This window comes from Candidatus Cryptobacteroides sp., from assembly GCF_056207615.1.
Map to the genome: position 1 here is coordinate 1 of NZ_JBAEER010000075.1, position 26342 is coordinate 26342.

A 26342-nucleotide genomic window follows, 5' to 3' on the forward strand; every position below is an offset into this window, starting at 1 on the left:
AAGTAGAACTGAGAAGGCTCGTTACGGAGCCACAACCACTCATTCTAAATCAAGATGTCAATGAACTAACTTTATTTTGAAATTTTTAACGCATCAGTAGTATTTATCCAACATTTGTATTGTCGCCCTCCTGAGCTCCTCTTCCGTTCCTTCGTTCCTGAGGACCAGGTCTATACGCGGATCGTCCGCGACGGATGGCTGGGCTGCCACCCTTTTCATCGTCTCTTCCCTGCTTCTGCCATCACGCTGCGAGGCTCTCGCAACCCTCAGCTTCAACGGGGCGTCGACGTATACAATCTTGTCGACGAGGCCTTCCGGCAGTCCTCTCTGGAGGGCTATGGCCGATTCGAAGACCACTAATTCCGCGTCCTGATGTTCCTTGCGGAAAGCATCGAAGTCACGGTAGACCGCAGGATGCACGAGGCTCTCGAGCTTCGAGAGCTTGGCCTGGTCCGAGAACACTATCCCGGCGAGAGCCTTTCTGTCTATACTGCCATCTTCACCCTTCACCGCCGGTCCCATCGCCGAGACCACCGCCTCAGCAAGTTCCGGATCACGGTCGTAGAGGCTCCTGGCCATGGAATCCGAATCATATACAGGGATTCCCCTTTCGGCAAGGATACGGCAGACGCAGGATTTTCCGCTGCCTATGCCTCCTGTTATGAGCAAGGTCGTCATTGCTCAAACACTTCGACGAACATCGGGTCGATGGTATAGTCGATGACGCCAGCGTCCTTGACCCTGAGCTTTACCGGACACTTGCCGGACCTTGAATCAAGATAGTCGTCGTAATCGACATAAAGGACAGCCGAAACCGTAGGATCAACTGCAAGCGGGAACGCACAGCGGAACCTGATGTCAGCAGACGACGGAACGACTACGAGCTTCTTGTCGATTGGCTTGTTGACGATCTGTATGTCCGAGCTGAACGGGATATCCACATAGCGCACGGCAGAGTACGAGTACCTTACCTCATCCTCTGAGAGACGCATTCCCTTTATCTTGCTGAGCTTGAGTACGCCCTGTCCGTCGTTCGATATGCCTGACTTGCCGAACCTGGTGGTAAGGACTTCTCCGATCGTAGAGAGCCTGCTCATCTCACCATAGACGGTGACACTGTCGGGAGAAAGCTTCACGCCGTCCGTGAACATGTAGCCCGCCTCGGTCTCGAAAGAGCCATTCAGCACCACCGGAACCTTCCTGTGGCTCACCGGAGCGAACCTGAAGGTCACGGTATCGGTCACAAAATATTCGACTACCGAACCTTCTCCAAAGAGCTCGTGCGAGAAGCCCATGAGTTCCTTTGAGGTCAGGTAGTAGGTATCTCCGGAGAGATGATGGAAGTCCTCGTCATGCACATTGATCACCCTGTCGGAATGTCTTATCTTCATCTTCACGATGTTGAAACCGATGCAGCGGGCACGTGCAACGACCTCCGCGCTGTTGGTCGACAGCTCGGCATGTCCTTCGATGCTGCTCTTCGCAACGACCTGAACGGACACGAAGTCGGTGTACTTGAGTGCCAGGTTATGTATGAACCATATACTTAACGCCAAGAGGAGAGATGCCAGGAACACCGGCATATCTCCCCTGTCAAGTTTCAGGAACCTGGCTATCTTCCCGAGGATTTCCTTCATTTCTAATTACTGCCTTGCAGCGTCAGAGAAATCCTTTACGACCGAAGTCTTGTCAACCTTGATCTTCACGTTGTTGTCGACCTCGAGAAGAAGGGTCTTCTCCTGGATTTCGACTACCTTTCCGTAGATGCCGCCGATGGTTACGACCTTGTCGCCCTTCGAAAGTGAGTTACGGAAGTTCTCGAGTTCCTTCTGCTGCTTGCGCTGCGGACGAATCATGAATATCCACATCACGATGAAGATGAGGATGAGCATGATCCACATTGACATTGCGGAACCCTGCTGGGCAGGCTGTGCAGCCTGGAGGAGGATGTTAAGAGTGTTCATATCTTATCTTTTGGTTATTGCGGTTAATGGATTAGTCCTTGTTGATGAGGCCTTCGCTGCGGAGCTTCACCACGAGTCTGTCGAGAATACCGTTCACGAAGACGCTGCTCTTAGGAGTTCCGTAGAACTTGGAGATCTCCACGTACTCATTGAGCGACACCCTTACCGGGATTGAAGGGAAGTTGCAGATCTCGGAGAGGCAGCAGACCATCAGGCACACGTCGGTGGTCACAAGGCGGTCACGGTCGAAGCTAGGCACAGACTCGGAGATCATCGCAGAGTACTTGGCATAGGCCGAATATGAGGTCTGGAGAAGCTTGAGGACGAACGCATGGTCGCTTTCCACTGCCTTTCCGCCCTTCGCGAGGATGTCGCTCTGGTAGAGAGGAAGCTGACGCCAGTGCTCACCGTCCGCAAAGGACTTGAAGGTCCTGCAGCACCATGTAAGGCAATATGCAAGGTCGTCGTTCCAGTATATGTCCATGGACTCGAGGATCTCGTCAAGCCCCTCGGCGTCTACGATTTCCTCTTCGTAGATGCGGGTGAAGAGACGGCAATCCTCAGCGAGAGACGACTCTTCGCGAGCGATGTAGTCCGCATAGTACTTCTTCTCGCAGATCGATGCGTAGATCTTCTTCAGCACGAGGTCGTACTGATCCCATGAATATTTGTATTTCTTCCAGGTCTTCTGGAAATCGATATCGTCGCCGATGAGCTTCGCGAGTGCGTTGTCGACGAACTTGGTGTCAGGATTCTTCTTCGTGCCCGCCACAGCGGTGAGGGCTGGTACGAGACCGAGCATGAGGACATAGAGGTCCCTCGTAGACTCGCATGACTCGGCAAGCAGCTTCTCTGCATCCGAGATGGAGGTCTCTGCGCCGCTTTCCCTGAGAATTACACTGCTGTAAAGAGCTTTGAAGGCTTTGATCCTCAATATACGTCTATTCAACATAATATCATCATCAAAATTTGGACAAAGATACGCTCAATTCCCGAAAAAAACATTATTTTTGTTGAGGTAAAGACAATAAAAATCACAGTACCATGAACCGCGAGGATTTTGAAGACAGCTACGCACAGGAGCGTAATGGTGAGGACGTTTACTCAAAGCCGGTAAGGGCAGGAAAGCGCACCTATTTCTTCGATGTGAAGGCGACCAAGGGAAACGATTTCTATCTCACGATCACCGAAAGCAAGAGAAGGGTCGAGAGAGACGGAACTTTCTCCTATGACAAACACAAGATTTTCCTCTACAAGGAGGATTTCGAGAAGTTTGCGGACGGTCTCCAGGAAGTGGTGGACTACGTGAGAAAGAACTGCGCCTACGACGTCGTGGAGAAGAAGGATGACGACGGCTACACCGACGTGAAGTTTGAAGAACTATAGAAAACGACACGACATGGACGCGAGGCTCTCGCGTCCTGTTTTGTATGAAACAAAGCAAAGATGAAGACTAGCACCAAGATCATAATCTATCTCTCGATAGCACTGCTGCTGATCGGCAGCATCACTTTCTACATACGCTACTGTTTCGTGTTCGGAGAGGGCGTGAAGGCAGGCGAGCTCAACAGGGTCGTCTACAAGGGATATGTCTTCAAGACATACGAGGGATATATCGTACAGTCAGGATTCAATTCCAAGAGTGCAAGCAGGAACGCAAAGGCAGCAAGCCAGACCGGCCAGGGCATACAGTCAAACGAGTTCCTGTTCTCTGTCAAGGACAAGGCAATCGCTGACTCGCTCATGTATCACTGCGGAGGCAAGCAGGTCGAGCTACACTACAAGGAGTACCTCGGCAAGCTTCCTTGGCGCGGTAAGGAAAAGTTCATCGTGGACCGCATAGTCGCAGTTCACGACTAATCGTTGAATTCAGATCATGAAGAAACTCATAACTCTCTCTGCAATACTTTTCGCCACCGTGATGATGGCTCAGCCGGGCGTGGTGTCCGTCAGACCGGCAAATCCTTCTGACGGCAAGATCCTCACCATGGAGGAGACCATTCTCAGCAGGACCCTCAGCCCACAGATGGGCAAGGTGCGCGACTATCTTCCACAGGCCTCGGCAAAGCCTTCGGTGAAGGCATGGAGCGAAGGAGGAAGCCTCTACATAGACAAAGGCGACGGCAAACAGATCTGCGTCGCAAGGAGCGAGGCTGACGGCATCGTGTACGGAGAGACCGTGAGCAGGAACGAATTCGGAATCAGCGGAGGCATCTTCTGGAGTCCTGACTACAGCAAGCTCGCCTTCTACAGGAAGGACGAGACCCGTGTGACCAAGTTCCCTCTCTTCAACATCACTTCGAGGACTGGCAACAATGTCGACATACGCTACCCTATGGCCGGAATGGATTCGGAGCTCATCACCTTGGGCGTGTACGACCTCGCAAGCGGGTCAACCGTCTGGGTCAAGCCGACCGACTTCACAGAGGAGCGTTATCTCTCCAACATCAGTTGGTCACCTGACAGCCGTCACATCCTCATCCAGGTACTCGACCGTGCACAGAGCCATGTCCACATGAACATGTATTCATCCGCAGACGGAAGTTTCGAGAAGACCATCCTCACCGAGGAGAACGAAAGATACGTGGAGCCAAGCGACCCAGTGTGGTTCGTCAAGGGTTGCGAGGACAAGTTCATCTACCGTACGGACAACAGGGATGGCTACCGCAACCTCTATCTTTGCGACTACGACGGGAATGTGATCCGTCTGACGGCAACTGACGCCGACGTCGAGTACGTGGGCAACGACGGAAAGTTCGTATACTACACCTCCGCAGAGGTATCACCTGTCGAGAACCATCTCTTCAGAGTCGAACTCAAGAAAAAGAAGAACAGCTTCGTACCGGGAAAGGTCACCAGACTCACTTTCGCCGAGGGCTGGCATCAGATCGTGATGGACCCGGAATATGCATATTTCATCGATGTATACAGCAGCCTGTGCAATCCAGGGACAGCAGAGAAGGTCAGCAGCGACGGCAAGACTCGCGAGCTCATCATGCAGGCAGAGGATCCTACAATGGACTACGCATATACCGAGATAGACCTCGGAACAGTCAAGAGCGCTGACGGAAAATTCGACAACTGGTACAGGATGATCAAGCCTATCAACTTCGACCCGAGCAAGAAATATCCGGTGATCGTATACGTATACGGTGGTCCGCACTCACAGATGGTGCAGGACAGCTACATGGCCCAGCTCAGGAGATGGGAGATGTATATGGCACAGAGAGGATATCTCGTATACGTCCAGGACAACCGCGGTACATCAAACAGGGGCGCAGAGTTCGAGAAGGTGATCCACAGGCAGTGCGGTCAGGCAGAGATGGCTGACCAGATGGAAGGAATAAAGATGCTCAAGAGCCTTCCATACGTCGATGCTGACCGAATCGGCGTACATGGGTGGAGTTACGGCGGATTCATGACCATCTCGCTCATGACCAACTACCCTGATGTATTCAAGGTAGGCGTGGCCGGCGGTCCTGTCATTGACTGGAAGTGGTATGAGGTGATGTACGGAGAGAGATATATGGATACCCCTCAGGAGAATCCGGAGGGCTTCGAGAAGACCAGCCTCATAAACAAGGCAAAGGATCTCAAGGGCAAGCTGCTGATCTGCCAGGGTGCCATCGACAACACCGTCGTCTGGGAGCACAGCCTCAGCTTCGTGCAGAAGTGCATTGAGGAGAACGTCCAGCTCGACTACTTCCCATACCCGCTTTCAGAGCATAATGTATCCGGCACTTGGAGGGTACATCTGATGGACAAGGTTTCAATGTATTTCGAAGATTACCTATAAAAAAATAAGCAGGATAGTTTCGCAACTGTCCTGCCCGATCAGAAAAAAATTAGAATTGAAAGTGTGTGTTGTGTGAGATGAATGGTGTTGACATTCATTCAGTGCAAATATAGAACTTTTTGAATTAATAAAAGTAACATTTACACCATAATTTATATCATAATTTTCGCATTTAACCTATAGCAACCTATAAAAACTTAACATGAGAGTAGAAATTTTTGACAACTCTGCCCAAGAGATCAGAAGACAACGAATACCGTTTGTCGATGGTTGGTATCAGACGAACGAGAACATATTCGCCATAATCTGTCTCGAAGGAAGTGCTAGAATGTACATTGAAACCGGCGAGGAATTCCAGCTAAGCAAGCAGAAATACGCGCTCATCTTTGACCGAGGTTTCAGGTTCGACGAAAGGAGCGAAGATTTCAAGATCCGTGTGATCAAGACTGACCGTAGCTTCCTCAACAGCATCATCGACATGGAAATGAGGCTCAGCCTCAACAAACTGTTCTGCCGTCCTCGAGTACTTAGCCTATCCGCGAATCAGCTCCACATCTATGAACTCGTCACGAAGGACCTCCAGATTCTTCTCCGCTACGAGGACAGGAACTATTCATACGAGATCATCACCGGCTACCTCAAGGTATTCACCTATTCTTCACTCTTCGCAATGGAGAGGATGGAGCAGTCCGAAGTGTATTCGACCAAGAGAGAACACGAAATATCTGACAGATTCATTACGCTCGTCAGGGAGCACTATATCGAGTCACGCCGCGTAAGCTTCTATGCGGAGAGGCTGAATGTGTCGTCCAAGTACCTTTCATCGCTCGTCAAGAAGGCAACGGGAAGACATCCTACGGAGTGGATAGACGACTATACCGTTGACGAGATCAAGCACCGTCTGGCCACAACCGACCAGACCATGCAGAGCATGAGCTTCGATCTCGGATTCTCTACCCCGTCACACATGACTAAGTTCTTTCACGACAAAACCGGCAAGACTCCTAAGGAGTATCGCCGGTCTCATACGGTAAACAGCAAAGTCAAGCACTAGTTCTTGAGCTTTTCCTTTGCGTATTCGAGCGTAACGTGAAAACTCTTCTTCTTGGTGGAAGGAGCTTCATACATGGCGTCCGTCATGATCTGTTCGCAGATGCTGCGCAGACCACGGGCGCCTAATTTCTTTTCTATTGCAGTATCGACGATCAGGTCGAGGACTTCTGGATCGATGATGAGTTCCTTGTCGTCGAGTTCGAACATCTTCGCGTACTGCTTCATAAGTGCATTCTTCGGCTCCTTGAGTATCCTCAGAAGCGCTTCCCTATCAAGCTGATCGAGATAGGTGATCACGGGAAGTCGTCCGATGATCTCAGGGATGAGACCGTAGGCACGGAGATCCTGTGCAGATACGTACTGGAGAAGGTTGTTCTTGTCAACTTGATTCTTTGAAGAAGCGCCGAAACCGATCACCTGAGTGTTGAGCCTCTGCGCAATCCTCCGCTCTATTCCCTCGAAAGCACCGCCGCAGATGAAGAGAATGTTCTGAGTATTCACATGGATGAATTCCTGCTCAGGATGTTTGCGTCCACCCTGGGGCGGCACATTGACCACCGAGCCCTCGAGAAGCTTCAGCATGGCCTGCTGAACGCCCTCGCCGCTGACATCTCTGGTGATTGAAGGATTGTCGCTCTTACGTGCAATCTTGTCGATCTCATCGATGAAGACTATTCCCCTCTCCGCCTTCTCCTGGTCATAGTCGGCCTCCTGGAGCAAGCGTGAAAGTATGCTTTCGACATCCTCTCCGACATATCCGGCCTCAGTGAGCACTGTAGCGTCAACGATGGTGAAAGGAACGTCGAGAAGCTTCGCAATTGTCTTTGCCATCAGGGTCTTTCCCGTACCTGTAGGACCGACCATCAGGATATTGCTCTTTTCGAGCTCAAGTCCGTCATCCTTGCGGATGAGGTTGTTGTTGATTCTCTTGTAATGGTTGTAGACCGCTACGGAAAGAAGCTTCTTACACCTGTCCTGACCAATCACATACTCGTCAAGAGCCTTGTGGATCTCCATAGGCTTGAGCAGCTTGAGCTCAGGCTCGTCCGCCTTCGCCCCTTTCTTATTGCCCTTTTTCTGGAAGTCCCGGAGATATTCGTTTCCCATCTTGACGCAGTCACTGCAAATGCATGCGTCAATACCCTGAAGCAGGAGCGGGACCTCAGCCTCACTCCTGCCACAGAACATACAATATCTTGATGTCTTCTTTGCCATCAGACTCTCTTTTTCAGGATCTCGTCAACCATTCCGTACTCGAGAGCTTCCTGGGCTGTCATCCAGTAGTCGCGATCTGCGTCGGCCTCGATCTTCTCGACTGGCTGTCCGCTGTGTTCGGATATGATCTTGTAGAGTTCCTGTTTTGTCTTAAGTATTTCCCTAGCAGCAATCTCAATGTCAGATGCCTGGCCTCTCGCACCTCCGAGCGGCTGATGGATCAGCACGCGTGAATGTGGAAGAGCCGACCTCTTTCCATGCGCACCAGCGCAGAGAAGCACAGATCCCATCGACGCAGCCATTCCTGTCACGATAGTAGCGACGTCAGGCTCGATGATCTGCATCGTATCGTATATCGCAAGACCTGAGGAAACCTGTCCGCCAGGAGTATTGAGATAGAGCGATATGTCTGCTGAAGGGTCGTTGGATGTAAGGAACAGGAGCTGGGCGGTGATGATGTTTGCGACATCATCGTCAACTGGTACACCGAGGAAGATGACCCTGTCCATCATCAGACGGCTGAACACATCCATGGAAGCGACATTGAGCTTCCTCTCCTCGATGATAGTCGGGTTGATATATGAATCAACCGCACTACGATAGTCATGCAGGGTCAGTGAGCTGACACCTGCAGACCTCGCATATTTCTCAAACTCGCTGCTCATCTTCATGAATTAAAGCTCGCGGAACTTTGCTACAGAGATTTTCTTCTTCTTGAGGGAGATGATCTCGCGAACTGCGTTCACGGTCTTCTCGTTCTCAACCTGCTCGATGATACGGCGGCTCTCCTTCTCCTGGCTGAGGATGTTCTTGGCAAATGCCTCGAGCTGCTCATCAGGAACGTTGTTCATGCCGTACATTGCGAACTGGTATGCAGCATAACCCTTTGCTGAGTTCATCACGTCAGCCTCCTCGATCTTGACGCCGAGCTTCTCGATGAGATAGTCGCGTACGAGCTGCCAACGATAGTCCTCGATGAAGAGTGGCCACTCCTTCTCGATGTCCTCCTGGGTGAACTTACCGTCGTTAGCGACGAAGATCCACCTCTTGAGGAACTTCTCAGGGAGTTCCATGGCTGCCTTTGAAACGAGGTAATCCCTCATATCCTTCTGGAGACGATAGTCAGCCTCCTGAACATATTCTGCCTTGAGTCTCTCCTCGATCTTTGCGTCGAACTCAGACTCGCTCTTCACGTTGCCCTCGCCGAAGATCTTGTCGAAGGTCTCCTGAGTCATAGGAGCATCCACGAAAGTCTTGACGTTGGTCACACTTACCTTGAACTCTGGGTTAAGGGTTGCAAGTTCCTCCTTGGTTACCTTGAGCATTGCTGCACGGTCAGCCTCGTTGGTGAAAGCCTCATTTACGTTGACGTTGAGAACGTCACCAGCCTTGACACCCACGAATGCAGGACGAACGTCCTCTGCGATTGAGCGAAGAGCCACATAGGTGCCCTCCACCTTCATGCCTTCCTGCTCGAAGTCAGCAATGATGAAGTCATCTGCCTTAGCCTCGGTACCTTCCTCGAGAGAACCGTACTGGCGGAGAAGGTTTGACTTCATCTCCGCCTTTGCCTCAGCGGTAGCAGTGATGGTATAGTATACGACCTCGTCGCTGCTGCTGAGCTCGAAGTCGAGGGTAGGATTCTGAGCGACATCGAACTTGAACTCGAAGTCGTTACCGTCCTTCCACTCTACTGAAGGCTGGTCCTCAGATGGAAGAGGCTCGCCTACAGGCCTGATGTTGTTGTCCTGGAGATACTGGCTGAGGGTCTCAGAGATAACGTCGTTGACTGAATCAACGAGAGCGTTCTGGCCGTACATCTTCTCTACGAGAGATGCTGGAACCATACCCTTGCGGAAGCCCTTGATCTCTGCCTTGCGACGGAAATCAGAGAGTTTCTTCTTTTTCTTGTCAGCATAGTCTGCAGCTGCGATCTGCAGGGTGAGTTCGAGATTGAGATTGTCAATCTTGTTTTCTTTAATATTCATATTCTTATCTTGTAATTATTATTTCCACACAAAGGGGTGCAAAAATACCACTATTTCCTTGATATTCAAAATCAGAGGCGTCGCTTTTTCTTCTGCTCAGCATCCTGGGCATCCGGATACGCGATACGTGGGTGGTAAATGTCGATGAGATACTTCTTGATGATGCTGCGCACCTTCTCGAGTTCACTCATGGTGATATCTGATTCGACTAGCTGACCCTCGGCAATCTTGCCATCGATGATCTTATCCACAAGGGCCTCGAGCGATTCCTTGGTCTTGTCCGGCTGGGTCCTCGATGCTGCCTCGACTGAGTCACAGAGCATGAGGATCACATGTCCCTTCTTTATCGGCTTACGGCCTGTGTAGCTGAACATTGCCGCCTCCGGAGCATCAGGAGAGCCACCGTTCTTGAGATACATTCCGTAGAAATATCCCGTGCGGGTTGTTCCATGATGGGTTCTGATGTAGTCGACGATGATGTCCGGAAGTCCATACTTCTCGGCAAGGACGAGACCGTCGCTGACATGTCTGATGAGATGCTGGGCACTTTCCTGAGGGGTAAGACCTTCATGGAAGCGGTTGCTGCCGTCGGTGTTCTCGATGAAGCATCCCGGATTCATCATCTTGCCGATGTCATGATACATCGCACCGGCACGAATAAGTTCGACGTTTGCGCCGATTTCCTTCGCGGCAGCCTCACACATGTTCATCACCTGGAGAGAGTGCTGGAAGGTGCCTGGAGCCTTCTGATTGAGTTCAATCAGGCATTTGTTGGCATTGGTGTCGCAGAGCTCGTGGAGACGGTTCTTTGAAACCAGCCTGAATATCTTCTCGAAGAGGAAGATGATAGGATAGCCGGCAACGCATAGGAAAGCACTGAGCGCAAGTGAAGCCAGCACACTGTAGTCAGACAGAGATGCGACCCCCTCAAAGAGCTGGAACACCATCCAAACCACCGCCAGCACGACAAAGATCAGGAAGGCATTCACGAACTGAAGCCAGCCACGGTTGAAATACGCGAATGTGTATATGGTCATAACACCGGCGGCGAGGTACATCACGAAGAGCTCCGGTCCGTTGTGAGCAAAGATCAGCAGCGGCAGGAGCGACACTATGTATACCGGAAGTACCACGCGCTTCTTGAAGAAGGCGAGCATGTAGATGGCCACGAGAGTGAACGGCACCATGAAAAGGTAGTGAGCTCCTATCCTGTCCACTACGAGGGAACCCACGCAGGAGAGAAGGAAGAGCATCAGGATGTACATGAAACGGTTCGTGTCCCTGAAAATGGACTCGTTCGTGTAGAGAATCGAGAAGAAGAGCAGGGCCACGATAATCAGTGACATCAGCATGTTCGCAAGGAGCAGTAAGATGATAGGACCATTGTAACCGAGGCTGTTCTCATATTCGGCCTTGTACGAATCAAGGAGCTGTTCGATCTCAGCTGTCACGACTTCCCCCGTCGAGACTATGAGCGTACCCGCAGGCTTGATTCCGTCGGTAGTGGAGATGAGGTCTGCAGAGCTGTATCGGACGAAATCCGTCGTCTTCTGATCGAATGAAAGGTCAGGCAGGATGAAATTATACACACCTATCGCAACGCAGAGCGAGTCTGCATTCATGCCCGTAGAGGATGCACTCACCGCCGCGAGGATCTCCGCCTTGGCTTCATCCACGGTGTAAAGCTCGGACAGAGGATACTTTATCGCCTTCTTGTCCGTCTGCACATAGATGTACGAATCGACGTTGGGGATATCCTTCGACTGAAGCACTCCCCTGTCATAGATAGCAGCCAGCCAGCCCAGGATTGATGATCGGACCTCTCCGTTCTCACCGAAGTCTGCCGAGGACACTGCATTCCTTGCAGAATTGTAGACCTCTGCCGACTTCCTGTAGTAAGGAGTGTTGTCAGAGCCGAGAGCTTCCCTCTCCGCCTGGAGCTGGGTATCGGTCTTGAGCACAGGAAAATCGAACTGAGCTACGAGGTTATCATACATCCACGGACTTCCCTTGCGGTAATCCTGCTTGAAGTTGCCCGACCTCGGCATGAGGAAGAAGAGCACCACGGCAAGCGCAAAGAGAGCCACATAGATCTTGTAATTCCTTGGAAATCTGGCTTCGTACATAGTCTGTATCTATATTGGCTGAAGCCAACCCGCGTCTACGGGCTGGCTCCAACTCTAATCTTATTGTCTATCTAAAGCTTCTAGGCTTCATTATTTGATGGTCATTGCCTCCAAGTCGTCACCGTCATACAAGCCGGCATCAAGCTTCTCCTTGATCTCCTTGAATGCATTGAGGGTATACTTGACATCCTCCATTGTATGGGCAGCGGTGCTGACGATACGGAAGATGACCATACCCTTAGGGATGACAGGGTAAACGACAACTGAGCAGAAGACCTTGTAATTCTCACGAAGGTCCTTAGCCATCCTCGATGCCTGACCTACACCACCCTTGATATGTACAGGAGTAACGCATGCCTCAGCCTCGCCGATGTCGAATCCAAGCTCCTTGAAGCCGTTCTGGATAGCGTGGGTGATCTCCCAGCACTTTGCACGGAGCTGGTCACCTTCAGGTGAGTCGATGATTTCCATACGCCTGATGTTACCGATTACGAGAGGCATAGGAAGTGACTTGGCGTACATCTGAGAACGGAGATTTGCGCGGAGGTAGTTGATGACATACTTAGGGCCAGCAACGAAACCACCGATTGATGCCATTGACTTAGCGAAAGCACCGATGTAGAGGTCGATACCGTCCATTACGCCGAAGTGCTCAGAAGTACCGCGGCCATGCTCTCCGAGGAGACCGAAACCGTGTGCATCGTCGATCATGATGCGGAAGTTGTGCTTCTGCTTGAGCGCTACGAGGCCATCGAGCTTACCGAGCGCACCGGTCATACCGTATACACCCTCGGTGATGAGGAGGACTCCACCGCCATGCTCCTCTGCCTCTGCACATGCACGGGTGAGGACGCGGTCTGCGTCAGCGATATTGTTGTGACGATACTTATACTTAGAGCCGTCGTGGAGACGGATACCATCCATCAGGCAAGCATGGCACTCTGCGTCATAGACGATCACGTCGTGACGGTTGGTGATTGCATCGATAGTCGAAACGATACCCTGATAACCGAAGTTGAAGAGGAATGCATCCTCCTTCTTCTCGAAGTCAGCGAACATCTTCTCGAGCTTCTCGTGATATCTTGTGTGACCTGACATCATGCGGGCACCCATAGGATATGCGAGGCCCCAGTCTGCAGCACCCTGTGCATCTGCCTTCCTGATCTCAGGATGATTTGCGAGACCAAGGTAGTTGTTAAGGCTCCAGTTGAGGACTTCCTTACCGTTGAAGATCATATGAGGACCGAGTTCACCCTCGAGCCTTGGGTACATATAATAACCGAATGCCTGGTCGAAATATTGACCAATAGGGCCGCCTGAGTCTTTGGCGATTCTATCAAAAATGTCTACCATAAAATATTGTAGGTTTGGATTAATACTTTCTTTTTAGCTGACGACTATGCGTCGATGTTTGCGAAGTGTGCGTTCTGCTCGATGAACTCGCGACGAGGTGGGACATCGTCACCCATGAGCATGGAGAATGTTCTCTCTGCCTCGGCCGCATTCTCGATGGTCACCTGACGAAGGAGACGGGTATCAGGATTCATGGTCGTATCCCAGAGCTGCTCGTCACTCATCTCACCGAGACCTTTGTAACGCTGTACGTTCACTCCCTTCTCCGAACCGCCGCCGATTTCTGCGATCGCAGCCTTAAGTTCGTCGTCAGTCCAGCAGTAAACCTGGTTCTTGCCCTTCTTCACGCGGTAGAGAGGAGGTGTTGCGAGATATACATGTCCTCCGCGGATGAGGTCAACCATATAGCGGAAGAAGAATGTCAGGATAAGGGTGTCGATGTGGGAACCATCGACATCGGCATCGGTCATGATCACGACCTTGTGGTAGCGAAGCTTGCTGAGGTTCAACGCCTTAGGATCCTCAGGAGTTCCGATGGTCACACCAAGAGCGGTGTAGATATTACGGATTTCCTCGCTGTCGAATACTCTGTGCTCTGGCGCCTTCTCCACGTTGAGAATCTTACCGCGAAGAGGAAGGATGGCCTGAATTCTGCTGTCGCGACCGTTGACTGCGGTTCCACCTGCAGAGTCTCCCTCGACAAGGAAGATCTCGCACTTCTTAGGATCGCGGTCTGAGCAGTCAGAGAGCTTACCAGGAAGTCCACCGCCGGACATGACGGTCTTCCTCTGGACTGTCTCACGCGCCTTACGTGCCGCGAGACGTGCATTTGCTGCGAGGACGACTTTCTCGACGATGGTCTTTGCCATCTGAGGATTCTCCTCGAGGTATGCCTCGAGAGCGGCGCTCACTGCCTGCGAGACAGCAGCACGAACCTCGCCGTTACCGAGCTTGGTCTTGGTCTGTCCCTCGAACTGAGGCTCAGCCACCTTGACAGAGATGACTGCTGTCATACCCTCACGATAGTCCTCAGGAGAAAGCTCTCCCTTGAACTTTGCAAGGAGGTTGTTCTTCTCGGCGTATGCCTTGAGAGTACCGGAAAGTCCCCTCTTGAAACCGTCGAGGTGGGTACCACCCTCAATGGTGTTGATATTGTTTACGTATGAATAGATCTTCTCAGAGAATCCGGTATTGTACTGGAGTGCAATCTCGATAGGTATGATCTTATCGTTCTGGATGCAGATAGGGCTGCTGATAAGGCTCTCGGCTCCGGCGTCGAGATACTCCACGAACTCGCGGAGACCTGACTCTGAATAAAACACGTCGCTCTTGTAACCCTTAGTCTCCACGCCATGCTCATCGATGGACGCAACCTCATGCCTGAGGTCGGTGAAGGTAATATGGATACCCTTGTTGAGGTAAGAAAGCTCGCGAAGACGTGCTGCGAGGGTCTCATACTTGTACACCTGATGTTCCACGAAGATCTCAGGATCCGGATGGAAAGTCACCTGTGTACCGGTATCCTCGGCCTCTCCGATCACCTCAACCGGTGAGGTAGGCTTACCTTTTGAGTAAGTCTGTACGAAGATCTTGCCTTCACGATGGATCTCTGCCCTGAGATAGTCAGAAAGGGCATTCACGCAGGAAACGCCGACTCCGTGGAGACCGCCGGAAACCTTGTAGCTGTCCTTGCTGAACTTACCTCCTGCATGGAGCACCGTGAGAACGACCTCGAGAGCGCTTCTGTGCTCCTTCTCGTGCATTCCGGTAGGAATACCACGGCCGTTATCCTTCACTGTGATGGAATTGTCCGGATTGATATATACTTCGATGTGAGTACAGTAACCTGCGAGGGCCTCGTCGATACTGTTGTCGACAACCTCATAGACGAGATGATGGAGACCTCTCTCACCGATGTCACCGATGTACATCGAAGGTCTCTTCCTTACTGCCTCAAGTCCTTCGAGGACCTGGATACTATTCGCCGAATACTGATTTTCTGCTGTATTCAGTGCTTCGTTTTCAGTCATAGAAATGGTATACTTTATAAAACGGACAAATGTACGAAATTTCTTTTACAAATTCAAGCAGATTCCTGCCGTAAAATAAGGTCCCGCCTCAGCATAGAGAGGGGTACGCTGAATGGTCATACATGCGAGATTTCCGCCCTTAGCCCACGCTGAGAGCTTTTTCGAAATCACATACTCGAAATTCAGACCGAGATCAAGGTATCCTGGGAGTCTGAGAAGGCCAGCCTCAGGAGCACCTACGCGAGCCAGAGCATTGCTGCCAAGTGCACCCTCGATGCTCACTCCCGCGAATATCCTGCGCCTCCAGTTATAGGTCACGTCGACGTCACCCTTGAGAGGAGACGGAAGGAAGCCTTCACGCATTGACCCGTCATCCTTCTTTCCATAGAACGAATATCTCCAGAGTATGCCACCCTTGACATCAATGATCTCCGTGTTGACTCCGAAGTCAAACGCTGCGTAAGCCTGCTGGAGGCTGCCATACGCCACCTGAGGAAGGAGTATGCCGCCCTCTCCGAGAGGCACCTGTGAAACCGCCTGGAAGAGGTAGTTCTGATGGTTTGCATATCCGAAGCGGAGGTCATAGTCGAAGATTGTCGCAATGTTTCCATTGACACCGAGAGAAACGTCCGCACGGGTCACCGTGTTGTCGAGAAGGAGCTTTCTCGCGCCAACGAGATAGGTGTTGCCTTCAGCATACCTGTGATTGAACCAATGGTCCCTCTCGAGCATAGACGAGTAGCTGTTGATGTCTGCGCCACCGTTAGCACGGAAATATATGTTCAGATAGTTCCTGATCGCTGCGAAGTTCACATCCACAGCCGGATAGAAGACCTGACCCTTGTTGGAGTTCATCGCCGGGAACGCGACCTCCCCGCTCTCCGTCATCACATCCTCCGGACGGGCAAGGAACTCGACCTTGAGACCGGCGGAAATGTTCCATCTGTTCTTGACATAGCGATACTGCGGAGTGAGAGAAAGCCTTCCTGCATGGTCGAAGATGGCCTTGGAGTTCTCATCCGTGCGGTATCCGGCGAATTCGGCAGAAACGCCGAGAAGGATAGCATGGTAGTATGAGAGCACCGGACCGAGGGTTGCATCAGCCTTGAGACGGCTTTCGCGAAGCCAATCCATCTGTGTCGTAGCCACATTATGCTGGCCAAAGCGATATCCGAGAGCCGCATCATAGAAGAAATACTTCTCACCGTTGTGGTTTGACTTGACTCGTGCATAGGCATCCACTCCGTTATAGTCGCGACCTGGGGCGCTCTTGGAATCAGAATCGATGATACCGAAGGCTGTGTCAAGGGTATCCTTGGTAGCTATACCGAGGTAGCTTGCATCGAAGAGAAGGGTTCCCGATTCCCAGTCAAAGCGTCCGTTCACGCCGGCCCTGCTGCTGAGATCATAACCCTTGAAGGCCTTCTCCTCCTTGTTGATGAGGTAGGTCTCAGGTCTGAGCACATAGTTCTCTCCGTCCTCAAATATCCTGACGTCACGGTACTTGCCGACATACGAGCGATGCGTGCCGTAGATGTTCATCTTGAAGCCGTCACGACGGATAGGAGCCCACACGAAATCCAGCTCCGGATGGAGGCTGTAGCCTGCACCTGCACGAAGCCAGAAGCTAGATTCCTTCGCCTCCATACGCTCCGGACGGATATCCTGGAGATATGGGTTGAACTCGTTTCCGCCCTTATATGGGTTGGACATGACAGAATAGTCGAAATCAAGGTTGAACCTGGTTACGGAATCAGGCACATCCATCCTGAAAGACGGTTTATCAACCTCGAGGAGCTTGCCTTCGTAGGCCCTGGTGACGTTCACCGTAGGATCGAGGTTCTGGGCCACCGCAGTCGCTGCGAATGCGGTCATGGCCATTGCCGAAATAAATATCCTGAGTTTCATGTCTTTCTACTTGAGTCTGTTGATACGGATGTTCACATTGTCGATGATATCGTCATCGTTACCCTTAGGAGTGTAGCCGTCGACGATGCTCTGATATGTAGCCATAGCCTGCTTGCCTTCTCCCCTCTCCAGGAATGAATCTCCGAGCACGATGAACGCTCTGGCGATCCAATAGTCCTGATTTGACCCGGAATCAGCAAAAGAGTACACGAGCTCCTCGGTGCGTTCGAAGTCACCTCTGTCGTAGCAATCCTGGATGAGAAGATATACAGCCTCTGCACCCTCGGCAGTCCTTGGCTTGAGAGCGAGAGGTACGAGCACGTCAAGTGCTTCATCCCTTCGGCTAGTTGCGAGATATGACTTTGCAGTCACCCACTGAGCTACGCGTATTGCATCCTCGTCGCTGCGCTTGTCGTTCTTCACGATCTCCGCAGCCTCGAGTGCATTCTCGAACATCCTGCCCTTGAAAGCTGACATCATCCTGCCCTGGAGAGCAAGATACTTGTTCTCGTCAAGACGGGCCACGTCGAGAAGCCTTCCGTAGGCTGTGTATGCTTCCTCATACCTCTGCAGACCCTGCGCGAGCTCCGCGTACTGAACGAGAGCAAGCTCCTGGTAAGCGCCGCTGCCCAATGACACGACCTTAGCGTAGGTGTCGCATGCTGTCTCCTTCTGACCTAGCTTACGATAGCTGTCAGCCATGTAGTAATATGCCTTGTCAGCCATCCTTGAAGAAGGATACTGGCCAAGGAATTTCTCGAGTGAGGCAAGAGCCTTCTCATAGTCCTCAGAGAGGTATATCTGCTCAGCCGCATTGAATATCATCGCCTCCTTCTCGGCCTCAGTCTTCATGCCCGAGCGACCGATCTCGGCAAGATAGTCGAGATATGACTGAGGATCAGCCTTGCTCTGGTAAATGGACTCGATGGCAGCGAGAGCGTCATCTGAGTATTCTGTCTCAGGCATCTTCTCAACCACCTGCTTATAATAATCCAGAGCCGCATCATATTTCTTCGCATTCCTGAAGATCATCGCAAGCTCGATGAGAGACTTGGCCATGTAGGTGCTGTCCTTGGCATCCTCGAGCAGGCCTTCGAAGCAAGCCCTCGCCTCTGTGGTCTTGTTGGTAGCGATGTATGCACGTCCGAGCTCATACACCGCCTCCGAGTAGAAGCGAGACTCCGGAGATGCGTTCTTCACCGGAAGCAGGGCACTGATCTTCTTCTGGTTGTTGCCGGTGAGGCCGTAGCAGATCGCCGCCTGATAGTAAGGATAGATATCGTTGACGTTCCTGTATTCGGCAGAAACCTGCTCGTAGATAGGAATCGCCGAGGTATATTTCTTCTTCATGAACCAGCTGTCGGCCTTGCGGAGTATCGCGCCCTTGCGATAGGCGGCGTCACCTTCGTCGATGTAGACGTCGAACCACTTGATGGCCTGATCATATTCGCCTTCCTTGAAGTAGCAATAGCCGATGCTGAACGGAATCAGTGCGGACTCGTCCCTTCCGTCAAGAGCGGACATGTTGTAGAGTTCGGTGAACACCTGTCTTGCGTTCGCATAGTCACCGCTGCGGAAATAGGACTCGCCAAGCCAGAATCTGCTGAGCTGCCACATGCCGCTGGTCCTCGGAGAGTAGTATGACGAAGCCTTGAGGCAAGGAATCGCACCCTTGTAGGCACCGTCGTTGATGAGCTGGCTGGCACGAAGGTAATTCGTCTTCATGTAGTTGCCACGCATGTTCTCGTCGAGCTCATCAATCTTGTCGAAGTACTCTACCGCCGCAGCATAGTCACGGCTGCGAAGGGCTGCGACCGCCATGTATCCGAAGATACGGTCATTGTTGGCCTTGGATGGGTAACGCTGGATATAGCTGCTGAACGCCGACGCGTCGTTGTTCAGGTCGAATGCGAGCTTCGCATAATTGTAGAAGGCATCCTCCGTGACCACTGGATCATGGTCCACGATGCTTGCCTCTTTGAACGAGCGCATCGCTGCGACCTTGTTCTTGAGCTGGATGTAGCTGTAGCCGAGGTTATAGTTGGCAAGCTGTCCGAGTGAATCAGTCCTGTCCTCCATTGCGGTGTAGTTCTCCACGGCTGCCTGCCAGTCGCTGACGGCGAAGTTGAGCGAGCCTGCGAAGAAATGCTCTGCCCTGGTCTTAGGAGCATCCGCCGAAGCATAGAACTTCTTTGCCGAATCAGCGTCGCCCTGGACGAGGAAAGACTCAGAGATTATCCTCGCAAGGTGCTGACGGCACTCTACCGGAACAGAGTCAAGCTTTGCCGGACCTTCCTTGGTCACATAAGCATAATCGTTGAGCATGAATCGGCAGTCGAGGATATAGTACGACGACATTGCCTCGAAACGAGGATCCCTCATGGACTTCTCGAACCAGCTGATGGCCTCGCGGAACCTCTGGTCCTCGTATTTCATGTATCCGAGGGCATATCTTGCCGGAGCCGAATAATTGACGGAATTAAGCTCGTCGACCTTGAGGAAGAGCTGCTGCGCGGTAGGCTTGTTCGCGATCTCGAAATTGCTGTATGCTTCCTTGAAGATGAACTCAGGTCTCTGGCTCTTAGGAAGCTGCTTCTCCTGCACTTCAGCAAAGTAATCCGCAGCCCTCTTGTAGTCACCCTCATCGAAGAGATTCAGGGCATACTGATAACGGATCTGAGGCGTAAGTGCCGAATAAGGATAGAGATCGGTATATCTGTCGAAAGCCGCCTCATATCCAGGCGTCTTCATCTTCTCCTGACAGAGTACGGCATAACCCTCGGCCATCGGATCGTTCTTTCCTGCCGAAATGGACTCGAAAGCAATCCTCGCCTGCTCGTAGAGTCCCCGCTCATATAGACTGACGGCATCCCTGTACTCCTTCTGCTCGGAGCGCTGGGCGAATGCCTTTTCTGAGGTTCCGGCCAGCACCATTGAAGCCGCCAGAATCGTATAAAGGATAGTACGTTTCATGTAGTCAATATATTTTACAAATTTAGCAAAAAATTTGGCTATATTTGTGTTCCAAAAGGTATTTTTTCACATGTCTGAGACCAATCCACTCATCACTTTCGAAGGTGCCGAAATCATGAACGGAGAAAGCACCGTCCTGTTCGGACTTGACATGAACGTCAACCCCGGAGACTTTGTCTACATCGTAGGTAAAGTCGGCACCGGAAAGACCTCGATCATCAGGACCATCATAGCAGAGAACGAGCTCAAGAAAGGCCGCGGAAGCGTCTGCGGACATGATCTGAGCACCTTACGTACAAAGGACATACCGTTCTTGAGAAGAAAGATCGGAGTGGTATTCCAGGACTTCCAGCTCCTGATGGACAGAACGGTCGAGGAGAACCTCACCTTCGTACTCGAAGCGACCGGCTGGAAGGACAGGAAACTCATCAAGGAGCGCATCGAAGAAGTCCTCGCCGCCACAGGCATGACCCACAAGCTCCACAAGCATCCGCCGCAGCTTTCCGGCGGCGAGCAGCAGCGAATCGCGATCGCGAGGGCACTTCTCAACAAGCCCGAGCTCATAGTCGCCGACGAGCCTACCGGAAACCTCGACCATGAGACCGCCCAGGGCATCATGGAACTGCTAACCAGCATCAACAGGGAAGGCACGGCCGTCGTGATGGTGACCCACAACAGGACCATCTGCGACACCTACCCAGGCACAATCTACGAGTGCAAGGAAGAAACCGCAGTAAAGCTCTGATGAGAAAGAAGGAGAGATACGAAAAGATCTTCGGGTGGTTCAGGGAGAACGTTCCGGTAGCGCAGAGCGAGCTGGACTTCGACAGTCCGTTCCACCTTCTCATCGCAGTCATTCTATCCGCCCAGTGCACCGACAAGAGGGTGAACATGTACACCCCTGAGATATTCCGCCGCTACGAGCAGCCTCGTCACCTCGCAGAAGCCTCCTTCGAGGAAGTCTTCGAACTCATAAAGTCCATCTCCTTCCCCAACAACAAGGCCAAGCATCTGATCGGCATGGCCCAGATGCTCGTGAACGACTTCGGATCCGAAGTTCCGTCGGACGTTGATGAACTTGTAAAACTTCCCGGAGTAGGAAGAAAGACCGCGAACGTAATCGCCTCAGTCATATACGACAAGCCAGTGATTGCCGTAGACACCCATGTATTCAGGGTTTCCCACAGAATGGGACTCTCGGACGGCAAGACAGTCGAAGCCGTGGAGAAGGAACTCACGGCGGGAATCGCACCGGAAGAAAGGCTCATCGCACATCATTGGCTCATCCTTCACGGCAGGTACATCTGCACAGCACGCAAGCCAAAGTGCGAAAGCTGCGGCATCGCACCCTTCTGCAGAATGCACGAAAAACGAGAAATCAAATAAAATCAGGATCGGTCCGGAACTCCATCCTCTCACCCGTCTTCGGATGAGAGAAAATCAGCGACTCCGCATGCAGGCACAGGCGTCCTCCGGACATGTCGCCATACAGCCTGTCCCCCTTGATAGGCCTTCCAAGGCCTTCCACATGCGCCGAATGCACCCTCAGCTGGTGTGTCCTTCCGGTGCGCGGGACAAATCTTACAAGGATTTCACCGTCGTCCAACTCATCCAGTATCTCATATTCGGTCAAAGCCTTCTTGCCATCCTGCTCGTCCACCATCTGACGAGGGCGATCGTAATAATCGAGCATGAGCGGGAGCTCAATCTTCCCTCGCATCCCCCTCTCGAGTCTCGCTGCCGTCCCCTTCACGGAAACGCTTGAAAGAAGTGCCACATAGCTCTTCGACACTTCCCTTTCCTCGAACTGTCGCATAATCGCAGTCTGCGCCTCGACGCTCTTAGCAAACACAAGGACGCCAGATGTATCCATGTCAAGCCTGTGGCAGGAATATATCCTCTCTCCGCTGCCCGCATGGTTTGCCCTGCGTTGAAGCCATGCCAGCACGGACTCAGCCTTGATCTTGCCCGGCACGGAAAGCAGGCCGGAAGGCTTGTCCACAACAATCAAGGTATCGTCCTCAAAAAGTATCTCCGGCTCATGAATCAGCACCGAAGAGTACGCCTCCATCGGGTTAGGCTCGACCTCCAGTCCCTTCAGCATGTATGCAAGCAACGGCCCGCACTTTCCCGTACATGAAGGATAGAAGCTTCCATGGGCACGGACCTCAGACTTCGGCGAACGCCCATACCAAAACTCCCCAAAAGCCACCGGTCTGAGTCCATTCATATATGCATATTGGAGCATCTTCGGCAATGCGCAATCGCCGGTCCCGCCCGGAGGTACGAGTCCTCTCTCAGCAAAGATCTCACAGACATTGCGGCTCTCGCCCTTCGCGTTCAGGACCACGAAATGTTCGAAAATCCATTTCTGGAGGTCCTCAGACATCGTCTTGCGCATCGCCATCAGCTCCGTCTTCTTGCTCGGATCGGTCTCTGCGGCGATGCGCGGAGTAAGTGCCGAGATCTCCGCCTCCCTAATCTTAAAGTATCCCTCAGGATCTGTCAGGTCAAATATCGGAGGCACAAACCCCTCTACGTTCGACAGTCCTCCTGCCAGTCCCGAAAATCCCCATAGGACTCCGACCCTCTCCGCTTCGGACCCCGGAGTTGTACTGGCAACCCATGGCCACCCATGGCCTTGTAAATGGGAGGGGCCCAGCTTTGCTGGGAGGGATGAGCGAAGCGAAGGTTGCAATGTGCAACTGCCGGGGCCCGAAGCGGACGCAGCAGTTGGATCCGGAGCTGTACTGGCAACCCATGGCCACACATGGCCTTGTAAATGGGAGGGGCCCAGCTCTGCTGGGAGGGATGAGCGAAGCGAAGGTTGCAATGTGCAACTGCCGGGGCCCGAAGCGGACGCAGCAGTTGGATCCGGAGCTGGGCCGGCAACCAGAAGGACGCCGAGCATCTTACCTTCGGAAAAGAGGGCATCCAGCGCCGGGTCTGAAGCCACATGCGAAATCAAACGCTCCGCAGCCTCTCTGACAAGAGGATGCGGAGTGTATGAGAAGGGATATGTGAACTTCTTCTGAAGTTCCATCTTAAAGTTCGTCTTCTGCGTAGAAGGCGTCAACCTGATAATTAGCGTATGTGCAATACTCTTCCTCCTTGAAGAAGCGCGCAAGCTCGATAGCGGCAGACTCAGGAGAATCCGAAGTATGCACGATATTCTCGGTCTTGCTCATGCAGTAGTCACCACGGATGGTGCCGAGAGCCGCATTGCGACCATTGGTCACACCACCCATCTCGCGAACCACGCGGACGGCCTCCACACCCTCGAGTGCCATAAGCACCACAGGGGTCTTCTTCATCGAACGAAGAAGGATCGGGAAGAATGGCTTGTCCTTGAGGTGGCCATAATGCTCGAAGAGCAGCTCGTCAGTGAGGTTGACCATCTTCATTGCTACGATCTTCAGGCCCTTCTTCTCGAAACGTGAGATGACTTCGCCGCAGAGCGCACGCTGAACCGTTGCCGGCTTGAGGATTACAAGTGTTCTTTCCATATCTGTATCGCTGAATTATTTGATGAACTGGCTCTTGAGTGCCTCGATCTTAGCATCCGCGTCAGCACCCTTAGCGCCGAAGTAGAACTTGATCTTAGGCTCAGTACCTGAAGGGCGTACGGTAACGACGTCGCCGTCCTGGCTGAAGAACTGGAGCACGTTTGACTTAGGAAGACCGGTCTTCTCTGGCTGGTTGTAGTCCTTAACCTCGACTACAGGGCAACCTGCGATCTCCTTAGGAGGGTTCTGGCGGAAGTCCGCCATCATGGCGTCGATCTCCTCTGCACCAGCCTTACCCTCGCGAACGATGTACTTCATGTTCTCCTTGTAGTAACCGATCTCTGCGTAGATCTTCTGGAGGAACTGATAGAGGGTCATACCCTGCTCAGCGCACCATGCTGCACACTCTGCAACCATTGCGCAAGCTACAGGAGCATCCTTGTCGCGTACGAACTCGCCGATGTTGAAGCCGTAGCTCTCCTCGCCGCCGCACACGAACTGTGCGATGCCCTCGTTCTTCTTGACAACCTCAGCGATGTATTTGAAACCGGTGAGGACATTGTAGGTCTTCACGCCGAACTTGGCTGCGATTGCAGGAAGGAGCTCGGTGGTCACGATAGTCTTCACGATGTACTGCTTGCCGTTGAGCTTTCCGAGCTCTGACCAGCGGGTGAGGATGTAATATGTGAGGATAGAAGCGGTCTGGTTACCATTGAGGAGGATCATCTTGCCCTCGTTGTCGCGTACTGCGATACCCATACGGTCAGCATCAGGGTCGGTAGCCATAACGAGCTCTGCGCCTACCTTCTCCGCCTCGTCGAGTGCCATCTGCATTGCAGCGGTCTCCTCTGGGTTTGGTGACTTGACGGTTGGGAAATCACCGTCGCTCATATCCTGATCGAGGACATGGTAAACATTGGTGAATCCGAGTCTCTCGATAGCAGTGCGGGCGATGCGTACACCTGTTCCGTGGAGCGGAGTGTAGACCATCTTGAGGTCGGTGTGCTTTGCGACTGCCTCTGGAGAGAGCATGAGTGAAAGGATATCGCTGAGGTAAGACTCATCCATCTCTGCGCCCATGAGTTCAACTGAACCTGGGTTCTCAACTGCTGAAGGATCGAACTTGACCTCTGAAGGATCGTTGATAGCGTTAACCTCGGCAACGATGTCCTTGTCCACCGGTGAAGTGATCTGGCCACCATCTGCCCAGAACACCTTGTAACCGTTGTACTCCTTAGGGTTGTGGGAAGCGGTCACCATGACACCTGCGAGAGCACCCACCTTGCGGATAGAGTAGCTGAGCTCAGGAGTAGGACGGATGTTGTCAAAGATATATACATGAAGACCGTTAGCGGAAAGCACGTCAGCAGTGATCTTCGCGAAGAGCTTGCTGTTGTTACGGCTGTCGTAAGAGATGCAGACCTTGATGTCGTCACCCTCAACGTTCTTCTTGATGTAGTTGGCAAGACCCTGAGTGGCCATGCCGACAGTGTACTTGTTCATTCGGTTGGTACCCACGCCCATCTTACCGCGGAGACCGCCGGTACCGAACTCGAGCTTACGATAGAATGCATCTTCGAGAGCCACTGGATCGCTGTTGCGAAGCCTGAGGATCTCACCTTTTGTCTGCTGGTCGTAGTTTCCATCCAACCAGCTCTGAACTACGTTCATGTAATCTGCCATAGGACTTATTGTATTTAGATTTAATCAGTTTCAGTGTATCCACAAATATATAAAGAAATTGGCATAATAGCTATATTTGCAAGCATGAAAATGTCATTTGCAGACATACTTCGCCAAGTTGATTCCGAAGGAGCCCGTAAGATGGCTGCCAAGGTGCCGGAATGGCAGGATGTGGAGGGGCTCTGCTTCCCCACCAAGCTCTGTACCGAGCAGTGCAGCTCATCCGAGACCGCCAGGTACAAGGCCGGCGTCGTCCTGCGTGAGTTCCGAAGGATCAGCGGCACCCCCGACGCCGGCCCCAAGCCGCGTCTGGCGGACATGACCGGAGGCCTCGGAGTGGACTCATGGGCCTTCTCGCAGGTCTGCAGCGAGGTTTTCTACAACGAGATGGACACCACGCTTGCAGAAGGAGCAAGGTCAAACTTCGAGAAGCTCTCCGCCCCCAACATTTCCGTCCACAGCAACGAACTGACTCCAGGTGCGCTCCGCACCATACTCGACGGCTTCACTCCGGACATGATCTTCCTCGACCCGGCCAGGCGTTCGGATACGGGAAGAAAGGTGTTCATGGTCGAGGACTGCAGGCCTGACGTCCTCACGCTCCGTGACGAACTTCTGGACTGCGCTGCGCTCGTAATGGTCAAGCTCTCCCCTATGGCCGACATCAGCCTGCTCGCGAAGCAGCTCGGCGACCATGTGAGCGGAATCCACGTCGTCGGCTCCGCCGGCGAGTGCAAGGAACTGCTG

21 protein-coding genes and 1 pseudogene are annotated in these 26342 nt (G+C 52.4%); 7 read left to right on the forward strand and 15 right to left on the reverse strand.

The genetic code is table 11. The annotated features are described in order from the left end of the window. Positions 1-93: 93 nt before the first annotated feature. The 4 genes from coaE to AC06ND_RS04515 are packed head-to-tail and all read right to left on the reverse strand — an operon-like array spanning position 94 to position 2916. Positions 94-669, reverse strand: coding sequence for a dephospho-CoA kinase (gene coaE, locus AC06ND_RS04500; RefSeq protein ID WP_475677797.1), 576 nt, complete (start codon positions 667-669; stop codon positions 94-96). A gap of 5 nt (positions 670-674) precedes the next feature. Further along, on the reverse strand, positions 675-1637 hold the full coding sequence (locus AC06ND_RS04505) for a YbbR-like domain-containing protein (protein ID WP_475677798.1): 963 nt from the start codon (positions 1635-1637) through the stop codon (positions 675-677). A 6-nt stretch (positions 1638-1643) separates the two neighbouring features. Beyond that, complete coding sequence (yajC, locus tag AC06ND_RS04510) at positions 1644-1964, reverse strand: preprotein translocase subunit YajC (protein ID WP_475677799.1); 321 nt, start codon at positions 1962-1964, stop codon at positions 1644-1646. Positions 1965-1995: 31 nt separating this feature from the next. Further along, the gene (locus tag AC06ND_RS04515; protein ID WP_475677800.1) at positions 1996-2916 is read right to left on the reverse strand and encodes a transcription antitermination protein NusB; all 921 of its coding nucleotides are present in this window, start codon (positions 2914-2916) and stop codon (positions 1996-1998) included. 92 nt (positions 2917-3008) lie between these two features. Between AC06ND_RS04515 and AC06ND_RS04520 the strand changes: the two genes are divergently transcribed. From AC06ND_RS04520 to AC06ND_RS04535, 4 genes are all read left to right on the forward strand, one after another. Next, positions 3009-3350 carry a DUF3276 family protein gene (locus AC06ND_RS04520; protein ID WP_475677801.1) on the forward strand — a complete coding sequence of 114 codons (342 nt, stop codon included), beginning with the start codon at positions 3009-3011 and terminating at the stop codon, positions 3348-3350. Positions 3351-3410: 60 nt separating this feature from the next. Beyond that, entirely contained in the window at positions 3411-3824 is a 414-nt protein-coding gene (locus AC06ND_RS04525) for a hypothetical protein (RefSeq protein WP_475677802.1), read from the forward strand. A 16-nt stretch (positions 3825-3840) separates the two neighbouring features. Further along, complete coding sequence (locus tag AC06ND_RS04530) at positions 3841-5760, forward strand: S9 family peptidase (protein WP_475677803.1); 1920 nt, start codon at positions 3841-3843, stop codon at positions 5758-5760. A 328-nt stretch (positions 5761-6088) separates the two neighbouring features. Continuing rightward, on the forward strand, positions 6089-6814 hold the full coding sequence (locus tag AC06ND_RS04535) for a helix-turn-helix domain-containing protein (protein WP_475677804.1): 726 nt from the start codon (positions 6089-6091) through the stop codon (positions 6812-6814). Here AC06ND_RS04535 and clpX read toward each other — a convergent pair. The 8 genes from clpX to AC06ND_RS04575 form a co-directional block, all read right to left on the reverse strand. Continuing rightward, complete coding sequence (gene clpX, locus AC06ND_RS04540; RefSeq protein WP_475677805.1) at positions 6811-8028, reverse strand: ATP-dependent Clp protease ATP-binding subunit ClpX; 1218 nt, start codon at positions 8026-8028, stop codon at positions 6811-6813. The genes AC06ND_RS04535 and clpX overlap by 4 nt on opposite strands. Further along, positions 8028-8693, reverse strand: coding sequence for a ClpP family protease (locus AC06ND_RS04545; protein WP_475677806.1), 666 nt, complete (start codon positions 8691-8693; stop codon positions 8028-8030). Before AC06ND_RS04545 ends, clpX begins: the two co-directional genes overlap by 1 nt. Before the next feature lie 9 nt (positions 8694-8702). Further along, positions 8703-10016, reverse strand: a complete 1314-nt coding sequence (gene tig, locus AC06ND_RS04550) for a trigger factor (protein WP_475677807.1) — start codon at positions 10014-10016, stop codon at positions 8703-8705. A gap of 71 nt (positions 10017-10087) precedes the next feature. Further along, the gene (locus AC06ND_RS04555; RefSeq protein ID WP_475677808.1) at positions 10088-12142 is read right to left on the reverse strand and encodes an HD family phosphohydrolase; all 2055 of its coding nucleotides are present in this window, start codon (positions 12140-12142) and stop codon (positions 10088-10090) included. Positions 12143-12232: 90 nt separating this feature from the next. Then, a complete protein-coding gene (locus AC06ND_RS04560) occupies positions 12233-13495 on the reverse strand; it encodes an aminotransferase class I/II-fold pyridoxal phosphate-dependent enzyme (protein WP_475677809.1) in 1263 nt (420 codons plus the stop codon). Positions 13496-13539: 44 nt separating this feature from the next. After that, positions 13540-15525, reverse strand: coding sequence for a DNA topoisomerase (ATP-hydrolyzing) subunit B (gene gyrB / locus AC06ND_RS04565; protein WP_475677810.1), 1986 nt, complete (start codon positions 15523-15525; stop codon positions 13540-13542). A 45-nt stretch (positions 15526-15570) separates the two neighbouring features. Continuing rightward, positions 15571-17433 (reverse strand): hypothetical protein, encoded by a 1863-nt coding sequence (locus tag AC06ND_RS04570; RefSeq protein WP_475677811.1) that lies wholly within the window; start codon positions 17431-17433, stop codon positions 15571-15573. Between the two features lie 6 nt (positions 17434-17439). Then, entirely contained in the window at positions 17440-20406 is a 2967-nt protein-coding gene (locus tag AC06ND_RS04575) for a tetratricopeptide repeat protein (RefSeq protein ID WP_475677812.1), read from the reverse strand. 70 nt (positions 20407-20476) lie between these two features. Between AC06ND_RS04575 and AC06ND_RS04580 the strand changes: the two genes are divergently transcribed. Further along, positions 20477-21151: a cell division ATP-binding protein FtsE gene (locus AC06ND_RS04580; protein WP_475677813.1), complete on the forward strand. Its 675-nt coding sequence runs from the start codon at positions 20477-20479 to the stop codon at positions 21149-21151. Next, positions 21151-21792: an endonuclease III gene (nth, locus tag AC06ND_RS04585; RefSeq protein ID WP_475677814.1), complete on the forward strand. Its 642-nt coding sequence runs from the start codon at positions 21151-21153 to the stop codon at positions 21790-21792. Before AC06ND_RS04580 ends, nth begins: the two co-directional genes overlap by 1 nt. Here the strand turns inward: nth and AC06ND_RS04590 are convergent. The 3 genes from AC06ND_RS04590 to AC06ND_RS04600 form a co-directional block, all read right to left on the reverse strand. Then, on the reverse strand, positions 21785-22933 hold the full coding sequence (locus tag AC06ND_RS04590) for an RluA family pseudouridine synthase (protein WP_475677815.1): 1149 nt from the start codon (positions 22931-22933) through the stop codon (positions 21785-21787). The genes nth and AC06ND_RS04590 overlap by 8 nt on opposite strands. Before the next feature lie 517 nt (positions 22934-23450). Then, positions 23451-23912: a nucleoside-diphosphate kinase gene (ndk, locus tag AC06ND_RS04595; RefSeq protein ID WP_475677816.1), complete on the reverse strand. Its 462-nt coding sequence runs from the start codon at positions 23910-23912 to the stop codon at positions 23451-23453. A gap of 15 nt (positions 23913-23927) precedes the next feature. Then, the gene (locus AC06ND_RS04600) at positions 23928-25595 is read right to left on the reverse strand and encodes a phospho-sugar mutase (protein ID WP_475677817.1); all 1668 of its coding nucleotides are present in this window, start codon (positions 25593-25595) and stop codon (positions 23928-23930) included. An 84-nt stretch (positions 25596-25679) separates the two neighbouring features. Here AC06ND_RS04600 and AC06ND_RS04605 point away from each other — a divergent pair. Next, positions 25680-26342 (forward strand): annotated as a pseudogene (locus tag AC06ND_RS04605) (SAM-dependent methyltransferase); the annotation flags it as partial.